Source organism: Flavobacterium ginsenosidimutans (assembly GCF_037478105.1).
GTDB classification, from domain to species: Bacteria; Bacteroidota; Bacteroidia; order Flavobacteriales; family Flavobacteriaceae; genus Flavobacterium; species Flavobacterium ginsenosidimutans.
On record NZ_CP147988.1, the window covers coordinates 261161 to 276990 of the forward strand.

The 15830-nt window shown below is 32.6% G+C and carries 9 protein-coding genes; 3 read left to right on the plus strand and 6 right to left on the minus strand.

Features of this window, described 5'->3' with window-relative positions; translation table 11 throughout:
• The first annotated feature begins 16 nt into the window (after positions 1 to 16).
• Positions 17 to 919, plus strand: a complete 903-nt coding sequence (locus tag V6624_RS01280; protein WP_338840643.1) for a DUF6607 family protein — start codon at positions 17 to 19, stop codon at positions 917 to 919.
• A 78-nt stretch (positions 920 to 997) separates the two neighbouring features.
• Here the strand turns inward: V6624_RS01280 and V6624_RS01285 are convergent, their stop codons facing one another.
• From V6624_RS01285 to argS, 3 genes are all read right to left on the minus strand, one after another.
• Positions 998 to 2440, minus strand: coding sequence for a RagB/SusD family nutrient uptake outer membrane protein (locus tag V6624_RS01285; protein WP_111285623.1), 1443 nt, complete (start codon positions 2438 to 2440; stop codon positions 998 to 1000).
• 4 nt (positions 2441 to 2444) lie between these two features.
• A complete protein-coding gene (locus V6624_RS01290; RefSeq protein ID WP_338840644.1) occupies positions 2445 to 5639 on the minus strand; it encodes a SusC/RagA family TonB-linked outer membrane protein in 3195 nt (1064 codons plus the stop codon).
• Between the two features lie 422 nt (positions 5640 to 6061).
• On the minus strand, positions 6062 to 7840 hold the full coding sequence (gene argS / locus V6624_RS01295; RefSeq protein ID WP_338840647.1) for an arginine--tRNA ligase: 1779 nt from the start codon (positions 7838 to 7840) through the stop codon (positions 6062 to 6064).
• 332 nt (positions 7841 to 8172) lie between these two features.
• Between argS and V6624_RS01300 the strand changes: the two genes are divergently transcribed.
• Positions 8173 to 10593 (plus strand): TonB-dependent receptor domain-containing protein, encoded by a 2421-nt coding sequence (locus V6624_RS01300; protein ID WP_338840649.1) that lies wholly within the window; start codon positions 8173 to 8175, stop codon positions 10591 to 10593.
• A gap of 98 nt (positions 10594 to 10691) precedes the next feature.
• On the opposite strand, the gene V6624_RS01305 is transcribed toward V6624_RS01300, so the two are convergent.
• The 3 genes from V6624_RS01305 to V6624_RS01315 form a co-directional block, all read right to left on the minus strand.
• Complete coding sequence (locus tag V6624_RS01305; RefSeq protein WP_111285615.1) at positions 10692 to 11363, minus strand: copper homeostasis protein CutC; 672 nt, start codon at positions 11361 to 11363, stop codon at positions 10692 to 10694.
• 182 nt (positions 11364 to 11545) lie between these two features.
• Positions 11546 to 11869, minus strand: a complete 324-nt coding sequence (locus V6624_RS01310; RefSeq protein ID WP_111286008.1) for a GIY-YIG nuclease family protein — start codon at positions 11867 to 11869, stop codon at positions 11546 to 11548.
• Between the two features lie 279 nt (positions 11870 to 12148).
• Positions 12149 to 13156, minus strand: a complete 1008-nt coding sequence (locus V6624_RS01315; RefSeq protein ID WP_338840650.1) for a beta-ketoacyl-ACP synthase III — start codon at positions 13154 to 13156, stop codon at positions 12149 to 12151.
• Positions 13157 to 13418: 262 nt separating this feature from the next.
• Here V6624_RS01315 and V6624_RS01320 point away from each other — a divergent pair, with 262 nt between their 5' ends.
• Positions 13419 to 15830, plus strand: coding sequence for a S9 family peptidase (locus V6624_RS01320; RefSeq protein WP_338840651.1), 2412 nt, complete (start codon positions 13419 to 13421; stop codon positions 15828 to 15830).

The following is a 15830-nucleotide window of genomic DNA, read 5'->3' on the forward strand; positions in this document are numbered from 1 at the left end:
AACAAAACAAAAAGTTATGATTTCAAAAAGCCTATTTATGTCAGCCGCTATGGCTTTAACATGCAGTCTTGGTTTTAGTCAGGACAAAAAACAACAAGACATTAAGTCAATTAAATCGATGTGTGGTTGTTATGAAGTGAAGTTTAATTTCACAGAAACTTTCTCTTACCCAAAAGATTCTCTTACTTATAAACCATCTGAAACTAAACATGAGTCTGCTTTAGAATGGGTTGAATTATTAGAAGACACACCAAACAAAATCGTTATGCAACACTTATTGATTGTAAGTGACGATATGATCATCAAACACTGGAGACAAGATTGGCTATACGAAAACACAGACTTATACTCGTTTGACAAAGGAAATTCTTGGAAATACAAAAAATTAGACAAAAAAGCAGTTAAAGGTCAGTGGACTCAAAAAGTATATCAAGTAGATGATAGCCCTAGATACGAAGGATCTTCAACATGGGTTCATGTTGATGGACAAGATTATTGGGCAAACGTTGCCGATGCTCCACTTCCAAGAAGAGAGCAAACAAAACGTAACGATTACAATGTTTTAAAAAGAAGAAATATTCATGAAATCACTTCTACTGGATGGAATCATGAGCAAGACAATGATAAATTAGTTCGTGACGATGCTGGAAAAGATGTTTTACTAGCACAAGAAAAAGGATTTGATGTTTACACTAAAGTTCCAGACGTAAAATGTATCGCCGCTCAAAAATGGTGGAAAGAAAACAACGCATTATGGAAAAACGTTCGCGACAAATGGCAAACTCTTTTTGACAGACATCAAGATTTAAACCTAGAAGCTAAAGTTGACAGAAAAGCGCTTTATTCTTTATTATTTGATTTAAAACCAGATACTGCAAAAGCAGAAACAGATAAAATCATTGACAAATTTGTTAAGTAATTAGAATTAGTTGTTATAAAAAATCCGGAAGTTTTTAAGGCTTCCGGATTTTTTTTATTTCTTATTATTTTTCTTAACCTACAAAGGGTTTTGAACAATTAATGGATTTGCATCTATTTCTGCTTGAGGAATTTGAAAGATAAATCTATTATCTCCTGCTGGAATATTAAATTTACCAAATGCAGGATGATTTGAACCATCATAATCTCTTGTTAAAGAAACCCCTAATCGCTTCATATCATACCAAGCACAACCTTCTCCCCATAATTCAATTCTTTTTTGAAGAATTATTTCATTAATTAATGAAGAACCTGAATTTGTAGAAAGCGTATATGACGGATCTCTAGTTATTGTTATCTCATACAATACTTGCTTTGCTGAAGCTTCATTTCCAGATCTTGCAAGTGCTTCTGCTTCTATATAATACATTTCAGAAGATCTCAAATAAATGTAACTACCGGCGTCTATAGTTGGATCTCTAAATTTTATATTTGCATAAGCTGGTAAAGATGGGTAAGTCAAATTTCCTGATGGTGAGACAAAGGCTTTTTTTCTAAAATCAGTTTCTGAAATACTGTTATACAAACTTTTGTCTATATTTTTATAAATTCCCATTCCACCTGCGTATCCCGACGCGTTTGTATTATCAAAATGTCCAAAGAAATTTGCAACAAAAGTACTAGTTGAAGAATTTAGTGTTGCTCCCCACATGGTTTCATTAGATTTTGTAATATAAAAACCATTCATCCATTCTGTTTCATTAAGCAAAGTATAGTTTTTTCTTGCTAGGTGAGCCATATTTGCAGCCTCTGCATATTTTCCCATTTCTAAATATACTTCTGCTAAAAAAGCCTCTGCAACAGTCTGATCTACAGAATCATTATTCAATCTTTTATACGATGCTAATAATTCTATAGATTCCTTTAAATCGTTTTCTATCAAACTATACACCTCGCTCACGTTAGATCTTGCCTTACCTTCTAATGTAGGCTCTATATATAGAGGAACACATAATTTCGTTTCATTACCAATATATGTAGGTCCATAAGTACGTGCCAACATAAAATAGAAGTAACCTCTTAATGCCAAAGCCTGGCCTCGAATTGCCTTTAAATTCTCATCTGCAGTATTTGAAGGAATACCGCCAAGTACAATATTAGTCGATTTAATCTGAGGATAGTAAGTATTCCATACTAATCTAGATCTTGCATTCGTTTGTTGTCTCCCAATGTAAGTATAGAAGGATTGGTACCAACTCGATTTTGTCATTAGCATATCATTAGACATCATATCCATTGCAGAAAGTACAGATTTATGACCATAATCTTCATGATTACTTCCAATTGCCAATCCATAAGATCGTAATGCAGAATAAATTCCGCTTACAATAGCTTGATTCGCCGATGTAGAAGTTGCCAATTGTTCTTTATTAATTGTTGATTCTGGCATTGTATCGAGAAACTCTTTATCACAACTTGTAAGAGCCAATAAAAATACAATTGCTATTATTATCTTTTTCATGTCCTTAAAAATTTACTGTTAAACCAAATGAAACACTTCTCATCACACCATACACATTAAGTGATTGCCCATTATTTACCCTTTCTCCTAATCTATTTAGCCTTGGATCCATTCCTGTTCTCTTAGACCATAATGCTAAATTTGATCCCATCAAAGTAAATTTTGTAGATTGTATACCTAAATCCCTAAGCCAAGCGTCGTTATAGTTATATCCTATCGAAACATCTTGAAGGCTTATATAATCAGATTTTATTAAGAAATAATCTGAATTTCCCATTTGATAGATTGATATATGATCAACTCTTGGTATGTTTGAAGTAGGATTATCAATTGTCCAAGCTTTTGTCACATCTTTATGATAATTCTGACCTATATTATCCGATCCTGAATACATTGCAGATTGGTAAACTCCATCATACATGTAACCTCCAAATTGATAAGCAAAACTAGCTTGAAACGTAATGTTTTTATATCTAAATAAAGTTCCAAATCCACCATATACATCTGGATTGGCATCTTTTTTACTCAAATATGTTGTAGCGTCTCCAAAGACATTCGTAGTTACTTTATTTCCTGTTAAGTTTCCACCAGCATCTTTCTCGTCTTTATACCATAATGCATCGCCATTTGTTTTATCTACTCCAGCAAATTCTCTTAAAAAGTATGAATAAGCAGGAGCACCAACTTCAAAACGATAAATTCCATCTGTAAATGCTTTTGGTAACGACGTTATCTTGTTTTTATAGCTTGTTGCATTAGCCCAAATATTGAAGTCAACATTTTTATTTTTAACGACATCAACTCCTAAATTTATCTCTATTCCTTTATTTCCCATGTCTCCAATATTTTTAGAGACAAACGACGTTCCTGTAGACAAAGCGATAGGAAAATTGTATATTAAATCACTAACGTTTCTTTCAAAATATTCAGCTTCAATAGAAATTCTATCAAATAAAGTAATATCAAATCCTGCGTTTAAGTTTTTAGATTTTTCCCATTTAACACTTTTATCTGCTTCAAAAACATTTAAAACACTTGCGTTACCTTCAGAGTCAGGCACTACTTCGTATTGAGTTTCGTAAGCATAATAGTTTCTTAAACTTCCAAAATAACTGCGATGACTAATTTGTGAAGTAACAGGATAATTTATATTGTCATTCCCTTGCTCTCCATAACTACCTTTTATTCTAAAATCTGTGATCCATTTTGTTTTAGGAAAGAATGACTCTTTAATCACAGACCATGCAAGTCCAAAACCATAGAAATTACCCCATCTATTTTCTGGAGCAAATACAGAAGATCCATCTCTTCTAAAGCTTCCGTTAACAAAGTATTTATTTTTATAATTATAGTTTAATCTTGAAAAATAACCCTCTACTTTATATAGATCATTGTATCCATCCAAGTAACCATATTTGGTAGCGTTGCTAATTATTGGTAAATCAGATATCACCACATTACTTTTTTGTCCCGCTAGCATTTTTGAAGTAAAATCAGATGATTCATGTCCAATTAATACATCTAATGCATGCTCTCCAAAAGTTTTTTTCCAAGATAATAATTGCTGATTCGTTAATGTATATTGGTTTTTAGTAGCTGTTCCTATTCTACCATTAACTCCCATATCATCACCGCCTTCACCTGTTGTACTTGTTAAGTAATAACCAGACAATAAATCATATCCAATATTATATCTAAAATTAAAATCTTTTAAGAAATCAATAGAAACATAAGCTCTGGCACCAAACTTATTTTCTTCATTTAATTTTGTATTTAACAATGTAGTTGCATACGGATTCAAATTTGACCCATACGGTCTATCTCCCTGTTGATTAAAATCATAAGATTTAGTGCCATCTTCATTATAAATCATATTACCACTTGCGTCTCTTTGCCAAATTGGATATATAGGAGCGATATTACGAGCCCAACTAAATAAATTACTATAAGTTGAAGATGACGTATTTGAAATTGGAGCATTTTGATTTGAATGTGCGTAATTTACATTTGTTCCTATTTTTACTTTACTCGAAACATTATAATCTACATTAGCTCTCAATGTTACGCGCTCAAAATTCGAATTGATAGTATAACCCTCATCTGATAAATACCCAATAGACAAATAAGAGTTAAGATTGTCTGTACTGCCAGACAGACTTAAATATTGCTCCTGTCTAATAGCATCTCTAAATAATGCTTTTGACCAATCGTCGTGATACAACAACTTAGCATCTGCATTTATTTCTCCTGTTATTGGATTTATAACTTGATTATTGGCTACATTATAATTATTATATCCAAGAGAATAAGTATCCCCTTCTATTAAATTTTGGACAGCAATACTTGAAGCATTAGCTGGCGTTTGTCCTTGATAAATTAAACCATTTTTAACTCTATTGTATACTGCTTTATAATAATCAGCTGGATTTTTAATCATGTCATATTCAGGCACAGCTCGTGAGTTAACACCAATTTTAGTCTCATAAGTAACTGTCAATTGCCCTTTCTTTCCTTTTTTGGTTGTAACAATTATTACACCGTTTGCGCCTCTACTTCCGTATAGTGCGTTAGATGATGCATCCTTTAAAAAACTAATTGATTCGATATCCTGAGTTGATATAGAGTTGATATCTCCATTAAATGGTATTCCGTCTACCACATACAATGGAGCATTTGAAGATGAAATTGAACCTATACCTCTAAATCTTACTTGCGGCGGGTCTCCAGGCTGGCCTGAATTAGCACTAATTTGTACGCCGGCAACTTTCCCTGTTAAGGATTGTACTGCATTAGATGCTTGAGATGTTTCTAACATTTTTGAATCAATTTTAGAAACAGCTCCAGTAATTTCTTGTTTCTTTTGTGTCCCATAAGCTACCTGAACCACAACTTCCTGTAATTCTTCACCAGCTTCTTGCAATTTAATATTTACTGCAGATGCATTCCCAACTGTAATTGCTTGATCTTTCATACCCATATAAGAAAACAGTAGAACATCTCCCGTTTTTGCTTTAATATTATACTTTCCATCAAAATCGGTTTGAACTCCATTATTGGTTCCTTTTACTACAACATTTGCACCTGGAATTGGTCCGCTTCCATCCGATACAATTCCAGAAATTGTTTTTTCCTGCGCAAAAAATATTTGAACAGTAAACAAGAATACAAGAATTGCAAACCCTTTAATTTTCTTTTTCATTTATTGTTTTTTTAATTAGAGGGGCGAACTTAAAAAATTAAAATAATTTTAACAAGTATTAAATTACTTTTAACATGCAAAAATATAATACTAATACTACAATTTGTGTTTTTTGATGAAATTAAAAAATAATCGCTTAAGAAGAGAAATAAAAATAATTGAGAGAAAAAAACCGTCTAATTACTAGACGGTTCTTGTTTTATCTCTATCATCTTTACTAAAAGCGTACTAATTCAAAATAGTTAAAAATGAATATTAGAAGAGTTGACTTATAATATTATCACTTGCATTGTAATACTTACAAAGCCACTGCAAAATTATTTAAGAATTTTATTACACTTGTACCTTTGAAGCCAAAAAAACAATAAAAAAAGCCAATAGTTCGAAAACTATTGGCTTTAAAATTTATTATGCTTTAATTCTTACATTCTCTCTGGAACTTCAATTCCTAATAGCTGGAATGCAGAATTTATTACCTCTGCAACTTTTTGAGAAAGCTGTACTCTGAATATTTTTTTCGTTAAATCAACTTCTCCTAAAATATGTACTGATTGGTAAAAAGAGTTGTATTCTTTTACTAAATCGTAAGTATAATTGGCAATTAATGCTGGACTATGGTTTTGGGCCGCGTTCTGGATTACTTCTGGGAAAAGTTCGATTTGTTTTACCAATTCTTTTTCTTTTTCATGAAGTTCTTCGATTTCGATTTTGTTAGAAAAATCAAAATCTGCTTTACGTATAATTGACTGAATTCTCGCGTACGTATATTGAATAAACGGACCTGTATTTCCAGCAAAATCAACAGATTCCTCTGGATTGAATAAGATACGTTTTTTAGGATCCACTTTTAAAATGTAATATTTCAAAGCTCCTAAACCAATTGTTTTGTACAATTTTGCTTTTTCCTCATCAGAATAGCTATCCAGTTTTCCTAAATCTTCTGAAATCTGTTTTGCTGTATCGGTCATATCTTGCATCAAATCGTCTGCATCTACAACAGTTCCTTCACGGCTTTTCATTTTCCCAGAAGGCAAATCTACCATTCCGTATGATAAATGATACAGACTTGAAGCCCAGTCAAAACCTAATTTTTGCAAGATTAAGAATAATACTTTAAAATGATAATCTTGCTCGTTTCCAACAGTATAAACCATTCCGCCAACATCTGGCATATCTTTTACACGCTGAATTGCAGTTCCAATATCTTGCGTCATATAAACTGCGGTTCCATCAGAACGCAAAACAATTTTACGGTCTAAACCTTCATCTGTCAAATCAATCCAAACAGAACCGTCTGGATCTTTTTCGAAAACTCCTTTATCTAAACCTACTTGTACAACATCTTTTCCTAAAAGATAAGTGTTGCTTTCGTAGTAATATTTATCAAAATTAACTCCAAGATTGTTGTAGGTTGTAGCAAAACCATCATAAACCCATTCGTTCATTTTTTTCCAAAGTGTGATCACTTTTTCATCTCCAGCTTCCCATTTCTTAAGCATATCTTGAGCTTCGATAATAATCGGCGCTTGCTTTTTTGCTTCTTCTTCTGTTTTACCAGTTTCGATTAAACCGTTAATTTCATTTTTGTAAGCTTTGTCAAACTCCACATAATATTTACCAACTAGTTTATCACCTTTTAAACCAGAAGTTTCAGGAGTTTCTCCGTTTCCGAATTTCTCCCAAGCCAGCATTGATTTACAGATATGAATTCCTCTATCGTTGATAATTTGAGTTTTGTAAACTTTTTTACCAGAAGCTTTTAAAATCTCTGCAACAGAATATCCTAACAAATTATTACGAACGTGTCCTAAGTGCAAAGGTTTATTTGTATTTGGAGAAGAATATTCGACCATAACTGCTTTTTCAGCTGGGTTCGGAGCTACAAATCCAAATTGCTTTTGGTCTTTTATTCCATTAAAGAAATCTACATAATAGCTGTCTGAAATTACAATATTCAAGAAACCAGAAACTACATTAAAGCGAGCAACTTCAGAAACATTTTCTACTAGATAATTTCCTATTTTATTTCCCAATTCAGCCGGATTACTTTTAATCACTTTCAGCAAAGGAAAAATTACCATTGTAATATCTCCTTCAAACTCTTTTCTAGTAGTTTGAAACTCGATTTTATCAACAGTAACATCAAATAATGCTTGTATTGCTTTTTGTATAGAAGGTGTAAGAATTTGTGGTAATGACATGTAAACTTATTTTAAAGTGAGCAAAGATACTGCTTATTCATCAATTAGAGAAAATCAAAAACATATTAAATTCAAGAAAAGAATTTCAATTTGATAAAAAAGCTATTTTTTTAATTGTTAAAATTATCAAAAATTTAAAAGCTTAAACTCTTACAAAACAAGGCTTACGATTTTTTTTGTGCTTTTTTTCACATTTTCTTGTAACATATCGATACCTAAAGAGTCTTAATAGTGACTTCATTTTTTTTGAGGCAAAGAAAAACAAAAAAAAGAAAAACTAACAAAAACAAAAATCATCATCAATCAAATCAAAAATAATCAGTAAAAAAATCATGAAATTAAAATTCTTTCTGTTTGCGCTATTAGGGATAATCGCAACAACACAGGCCCAGAATACTGGTAGTGTTTCTGGAAAAATTACAGAAAAGTCAAACAATGCACCTATTTCTTATGCAACTGTTTCGCTTAAAGAAAGTGGAAAAGTGGTTTCTGGTGTAAACACAGATGATAACGGAGACTTTTCATTTAAAAACATCGCATTAAAAAGTTATACGATCGAAATTCAATACATTGGATTTAGAAAATATATCGGTTCTGTTCTTTTGAGCGAAAACAAAAAATCTGCAACTGTAAATGTTTCGCTTGAAGAAGAAGCTACACAACTTAAAGGTGTAAACATTGTAAGCGAGCGTTCTACTATCGAGCAAAAAATTGATAGAAAAGTAGTTACTGTTGGTAAAGATTTAACAACAGCTGGAGCTTCTGCATCAGATATTATGAACAATATTCCTTCTGTGAATGTGGATCAGGACGGAAAACTTTCGCTTCGCGGGAATGATAATGTTCGTGTATTAATTGATGGACGCCCTACTAATATTGACCCTGCTCAATTATTGAAACAGATTCCATCAACTTCTATCAAAAAAATCGAGCTGATTACCAATCCAAGTGCAAAATATAATCCAGAAGGAATGTCTGGAATCATCAATATTATTTTGCATAAAAATGCTAACACTGGTTTTAATGGAAGCTATAGCGGTGGTATTACTTTTGGTGAAACTGCAAAATACAATCAGTCTTTAGATTTGAATTATAAAACAGGAAAAGTAAATTTCTTTGGAAACGTTGGTCAAAATTTTGGAACATACCATAATAAAGGTTTTATCCAAAGATTTGATGAAGATATCACTCAAAATATAGATGTTTTGAATGATAATGAATCTTATTTATACAAAATTGGAATGGATTATTTAATCGATGATCACAATACTTTATCTATTTATACCAACCAAAACAAATCTGACGGAAAAGGTTATGTAGATACTAATATTGATTACAATAATGTAACTGATTCTGATATTTCAAATATTTTACAAAAATCAAAATATTGGGGGCCAGACCGAGTTGGAACATACAATTTAGCATACAAACACATCTTTAAAAAAGAAGGTCATACATTAGATTTTGAGGCAAATTATAGCGATAACAAAGAAACTCAAAATGCTTCATTTGATACTCAAACAACTAACATTGATAATACAAGTTCGGCTGTAGTTTACGATGATTTTCTAAAAGGTGGCAGAAAACTAAGCACAGTAAACGTAGATTATGTTAATCCGTTAAACGAAAAAACAACTCTTGAAGCTGGAGCTGAAGCAAGAATCACAAGAACTGATAATGATTATATAACTGGTAATCCTTCGCTTCCTGTTGCAGATCAAACATCTCATTATACTTATGACACAGATATTTATTCTGCTTATGTAACATTTGGACAAAAATTCAAAAAACTAAGCTATCAAGTAGGTGCACGTTTTGAAAGTTATAAGGTTCAAGCTAACTTAAATTATGGACAGACTAAATTTGATGATGATTACATCACTTTGTATCCATCAGCTTATTTAACCTATAATTTGACTGAGAAAAATACCTTGCAATTAAGCTACAGCCGTCGTGTAGACCGCCCAAGTTTAGAGCAGACAAAACCAATTCGTGAATTTGCTACTCCGTTAGTTACTTCGATAGGAAATCCTGAACTAAGACCTCAGTTTACCAACTCGATTGAAGTAAATTATACTAAAACTCTTGAAAAAGGAAGTTTTACTGCTGGAGTTTTCGTGAGAAGCATTAATGACCAAATCAGTAGAATTTTATATCCTGATCCTAACGATGCAAGCGAGCAAAAGCAAATTATGAGTTATACAAATTTTGATCATAATACTGCTTACGGATTTGAAATGTCATTAAATTATAAAATCACAAAATGGTGGGATATTCAGCCATCGATTGATTTTTCTAGCATTGATCAATCAGGAGTTATATATGGTTTTATTCCTGAAGAAAATCAAATTGGACCTAAGAACAAAACAGTTACTGTTGCTGCTTTTAATGGACGCATGAACTCTAACTTTAAAGTAAACAAACGTTTGAGTTTCTTAGCTTTCGGATTCTATAGAGGTGCAACAGACGGGCTTCAGAACAACAGCCACGAAATGTACAAAATGGATATTGGTACGCGATATACATTGTTAGACAACAAAATGAATTTAAGTGTTCGTTTCAATGATGTATTTAATACTATGAAATATGCTTTCGATACTGAGAATCCTTACCCTCAAGCTGGGCAGTTTAAATGGGAAAGTCAAACAGTATATTTTGGTTTAACTTACAATTTTGGAGGTGGAAAAATCAAAAATTTACAGCGTAAACAAAGAGAAGACAATACTAGCCAAGGCGGAGGCGGAATGTTCTAATCTTGTCTGAGAAGATTTTTTAAATAATTTTTGAATATTTCTTGTAAAAAAAAGTCTGGAGGTTGCCATCTCCAGACTTTTTTCGTTTTAGTACCTATTTATAAAAAGTTTCGTAATTCTTTTATTTCTTCTGGATTTGCAATTTCAGAATTATCGGTGATTGCTGAAGAATGATAAAAAGTCAGATCTAATTTTTCCTGAAGCAATTTGATGTTTGAAGATCGTAAACCACCGCCAGGCATAATTTCTATTCTGTCGCCAGCTAGTTCTTGAAGCCTTTCTAAAGCGATAATTCCTTCTTCAACATTTACGCCTTGACCAGAAGTTAAAATTGTTTTGAAACCACATTCAATAATAGATTCAAGCGATTTTTCTGGATTTTTCACTACATCAAAAGCACGGTGAAAAGTACAAGAAAGCGGATGCGCTAGATGTACCAATTCTTTGTTTTGCTTTTTATTTATTTTTCCGTTTTCCTTTAAAATTCCGAAAACAAAACCGTCAACTCCTAGCTTTTTATATTGCTTGATATCTTGTTTCATTTCTGTAAGCTCTTCGTCAGAATAAACAAAATCACCACCTCGAGGCCTAATAATGACATGCATTTTTATATCTATACTTTCACGGACTTTTACCACTAAAATTGAGTTTGGCGTTGTTCCTCCCAATTTCATATTTTCACATAACTCAATTCTGTCCGCGCCATTTGCCTGAGCAATTAACGCCGATTCATAATTAAAACAAGCTATCTCTAGTTGATTTTTTTTCATTGTTATTTTATTAAAAGAGGCTTCGACGACGCTCAGCCTGACAAACTGCGAAACAATTATGTTCAATCTTTGTCTCCCTGAGCGGAGTCGAAGGGCGCTCCTATTGGAACGTGGGCTTCGACTCCGCTCAGCCGGACAAGTCGCCTCTGTTCTACTGAACAAAACCGACGGCTAATTTACTACTAAACATCCTTTTTATTAAAATTTTTATGAGTTGTTTTATTCAAACATTGAGAAAGTTTTTTCAAATCCTCCCATTTATCTTTTATTATAGCTTCTTTCTTTTTTCTGCTCCAGCCTTTTACTTGCTTTTCAAATGCAATAGCTTGGATGACATCATTAAACTCCGTACAAAATACCAACTCTAAAGGTCTTTTATTAAATGTGTAGCTTTCTTTATTTAAACCATAATTATGTTCATTTAGTCTTCTATTTATATCATTTGTCATTCCTGTGTAATAACTTCCATCAGAGCATTTCAAAATATAGACGTAATATCTTTTCATCATTTTCTATTTTAAAAAAAAATAAAAGTAAGAAATTTAACCCAAAAAACATTAAATAGAAGAGCGTGCCAATTGGAATGGGGCTTCGACTTCGCTCAGCCTGACAAATAGAAATCAAACACATACAATCCTCAAAGTTTTGTCTCCCTGAACGAAGTCGAAGGGCACTCCTACTGGAACGTAGGCTTCGAGTCCGCTCAGCCTGACAAATCTGTATAAAAAAAACCTGCTCCCAAAAAGAAGCAGGTTTAAAAAAAATTATAATGTAAGATGATTATTTTACCATTTAATAATAGCACTTGCCCAAGTAAATCCACTTCCGAAAGCTGCTAAAACTACAGTATCTCCCGATTTGATTTTTCCTTGTTCCCAAGCTTCAGTTAAAGCAATCGGAATAGACGCTGCCGTAGTATTTCCATATTTCTGAATATTATTATGAACCTGATCGTCTGTTAATTTAAATTTATTTTGAATGAATTGCGAAATTCTTAAATTTGCTTGATGCGGAATCAGCATATCAATATCTGAAACTTGCAGACCATTTGCTTCTAATCCTTCATTGATTACTTCTGCAAAACGAACAACAGCATTTTTAAATACAAATTGTCCGTTCATATAAGGATAATAACTTTCGTCATTCGGATCATTATCTGCAATAATGTCTGTTACCCAACGCGCACCCATTCCTGGGGCTTGCAAAGCCAATTCCTCTGCATGCTCACCTTCTGAATGTAAATGCGTAGATAAAATACCTTTTCTTAAATCTTCTTCACGGCTCAAAACTGCAGCTCCTGCTCCATCTCCAAAGATTACAGAAACTCCGCGTCCGCGAGTTGTCATGTCTAATCCCGTTGAATGAACTTCAGAACCAATCACCAAAATGTTTTTATACATTCCAGTTTTAATATATTGATCTGCAACAGAAAGTGCATAAACAAAACCAGAACATTGATTTCTAACATCTAAAGCTCCAACTGTTCTTAAACCTAAATCTCTTTGAACCAAAACTCCTGGTCCTGGAAAATAATAATCTGGACTTAATGTAGCAAAAACTACAAAATCAATATCTTCTTTGGCAACGCCAGAACGCTCGATTGCGATTTTAGCTGCTTTCACTCCCATTGAAGTTGTGGTGTCTTCTCCACGAATGATGTGTCTTCGCTCCTGAATTCCGGTTCTTTCCTGAATCCATTCGTCATTGGTATCCATTATCTTCGACAAATCATCGTTAGTAACCACATTAGCAGGAACATAATATCCTAAACCAGCTATTTTTGAATGATACATATTCTATTATTATTTATTAAAAAATTGGATTGCAAATTTACGCATACTTTAAAATATACGCATACAAAATACTATTTTTTTCGTTATTAGCAATTTAATATATTTTAATTATATACTTACTTAGAATCATTTACTTCTCGAAAAGACAGTTTTCAGACACAAACACTGAAAAAAATTAAAAATCGGGCACAAAATGTAACAAGACAAAAGTATCTTAGACAAACATTTTGAATACCATTTACAAACCCATAAAATTCAGACTATGAAATTAAAGGTTACACTCTTTTTATTTTTAAATATAAGCTTTTTATCTTTTGCGCAAGAGAATCTAACTTATCAAAAACCTTCTAAATCTATTTTAGATTTGGCAGATTATCAAAGAGCTCCTTCTGTATCGATGGATACAAAAAAGGAGAATATGCTCTTAATGTACCGCAACACTTATAAAACGCTTGATGATTTAAATCAGGACGAGCTTCGTTTGGCCGGTTTAAGAATTAATCCTGTTACTAATATTTCGAGTACGGTAACTTATCTTATCAATCTTAAATTAAGAAAAGTAAATGGAAAAGAAGAAATTCAAGTGAAAGACCTTCCTACTAATCCAAAAATATCAAACATTCTTTGGTCTCCAAACGACAAAAAAATCCTATTCTCTCACACTACAAATTCTGGTGTAGAACTTTGGGTTATAGATGTAGCAACAGCACAAGCTACAAAACTTACAGAGGCTTTAGTAAATGCAAATCTTGGAAATCCGTTTAATTGGTTTTTAGATAACGAAACCATTTTAGTAAAAATGCTTCCTAAAAACAGACAGCCACTTTTAGACTCTAAAAAAGATTTACCGACTGGACCAATTATTTCAAACACTTCAGGAGAAAAATCTCAAAACAGAACTTATCCTGATATGCTGAAAAATAAAAATGACGAAGCAAATTTCGAAAACAGCATAACTTCTGAATTATACAAAGTAAAATTAAATGGTGATGCTGTTTTATTTAAAGAAGCAGCAATGTATTTTGGAGAAGAAATATCTCCAGATGGCAATTATATTATGCTGACTACAATTCAAAAACCATTTTCTTATATCGTTCCTTTTTACAAATTTCCTTCTAAAACTTATGTTTATAATTTAAGTGGAAAAGAAATTAAACTGGTAAATGATGTTCCGTTAAACGAAATTACGCCAAAAGGTTTCATGGCAGTTCGTAAAGGAAAAAGAGAAATGGACTGGAGAAAGGACAAACCTGCAACATTATCTTATGTTGTGGCTTTAGATGAAGGAGATCCTGCTAAAAAAGTTGACTTTAGAGACGAAGTTTTCCTTTGGGATGCGCCTTTCGATAAAGAAGCGACTTCATTAGTAAAAACACCACAACGTTTCTCTGAAATCACTTGGGGAAATGACAACTTAGCCGTACTTTCAGAAGAATGGTATGACACTAGAAGCACCAAAACTTTTTTGATTAATCCATCAAATCCAAGTCAGCAACCAAAATTAATTACGGATAGAAATTCGCAAGATGTTTATTCAGACCCCGGAGTTTTCGAAACAAGAAAAAATGATTACAATCAATATGTCTTAGCTGTTGAAAAAAATAACCTTTACAGAATTGGCGAAGGTTATACTAAAGATGGACAATTCCCTTTTGTAGATGAATTCAATGTTGAAACTTTGAAATCAAAACGCATTTATACTTCTGCTTATAAAGATAAAAAAGAGGATATTTTAGAAATTGAAGATTTTAAATCTGGAAAAATATTAGTTCAGATTCAGTCAAAAAGTGAGTATCCAAATTACTTCTTCAGAAATATAAAAAAACAAAACAGCTTAACACAAGTTACTGATTTCAAAAATCCTTTTGAAAGCATTAAAAACGTAAGTAAAGAAGTTATTAAATACAAACGTAAAGACGGATTGGAGCTTTCTGGAACTTTATACCTTCCTGCGGATTATGATAAAACTAAAAAAGAAAAATTGCCGCTATTAATCTGGGCTTATCCAGCAGAATATAAAGACAGAAATAGTGCTTCGCAATCGACTCAAAATTCAAATGAATTTACATTTCCTTATTATGGATCATTTGTTTACTGGGTTACAAAAGGATATGTGGTTTTAGATGACGCTGCGTTTCCAATTATTGGCGAAGGAACTACAGAACCAAACGACAACTTTATTTCACAGTTAGTTGATAATGCTGCGGCGGCGATTGATGCAGTTGATGCTTTAGGATATATTAACCGTAAAAAAGTGGCTGTTGGAGGACATTCGTATGGAGCATTTATGACAGCTAATTTATTAACACATTCAGATCTTTTTGCGTGCGGAATTGCGAGAAGTGGCGCTTACAACAGAACTTTAACTCCATTCGGATTTCAGTCTGAGCAAAGAAATTATTGGGAAGCTCCAGAAGTTTACAATACAATGTCGCCGTTTATGAATGCCGAAAAAATGAAAACTCCAATTTTGTTGGTTCATGGAGAAGCAGACAATAACCCTGGAACTTTTACTTTGCAAACAGAAAGATATTTCCAAGCATTAAAAGGATTAGGAGCGCCAGCAAGAATGGTTATTCTTCCAAAAGAATCGCATAGTTATGTTGCCAAAGAAAACATTCTTCATTTACTTTGGGAACAAGATCAGTTTTTAGAAAAATATCTTAAGAATTAA

Coding starts and splice junctions, on each gene's coding strand:
- V6624_RS01280 (WP_338840643.1), top strand. CDS start 17: ATGATTTCAAAAAGCCTATTTATGTCAGCCGCTATGGCTTTAACATGC.
- V6624_RS01285 (WP_111285623.1), bottom strand. CDS start 2,440: ATGAAAAAGATAATAATAGCAATTGTATTTTTATTGGCTCTTACAAGT.
- V6624_RS01290 (WP_338840644.1), bottom strand. CDS start 5,639: ATGAAAAAGAAAATTAAAGGGTTTGCAATTCTTGTATTCTTGTTTACT.
- argS (WP_338840647.1), bottom strand. CDS start 7,840: ATGTCATTACCACAAATTCTTACACCTTCTATACAAAAAGCAATACAA.
- V6624_RS01300 (WP_338840649.1), top strand. CDS start 8,173: ATGAAATTAAAATTCTTTCTGTTTGCGCTATTAGGGATAATCGCAACA.
- V6624_RS01305 (WP_111285615.1), bottom strand. CDS start 11,363: ATGAAAAAAAATCAACTAGAGATAGCTTGTTTTAATTATGAATCGGCG.
- V6624_RS01310 (WP_111286008.1), bottom strand. CDS start 11,869: ATGAAAAGATATTACGTCTATATTTTGAAATGCTCTGATGGAAGTTAT.
- V6624_RS01315 (WP_338840650.1), bottom strand. CDS start 13,156: ATGTATCATTCAAAAATAGCTGGTTTAGGATATTATGTTCCTGCTAAT.
- V6624_RS01320 (WP_338840651.1), top strand. CDS start 13,419: ATGAAATTAAAGGTTACACTCTTTTTATTTTTAAATATAAGCTTTTTA.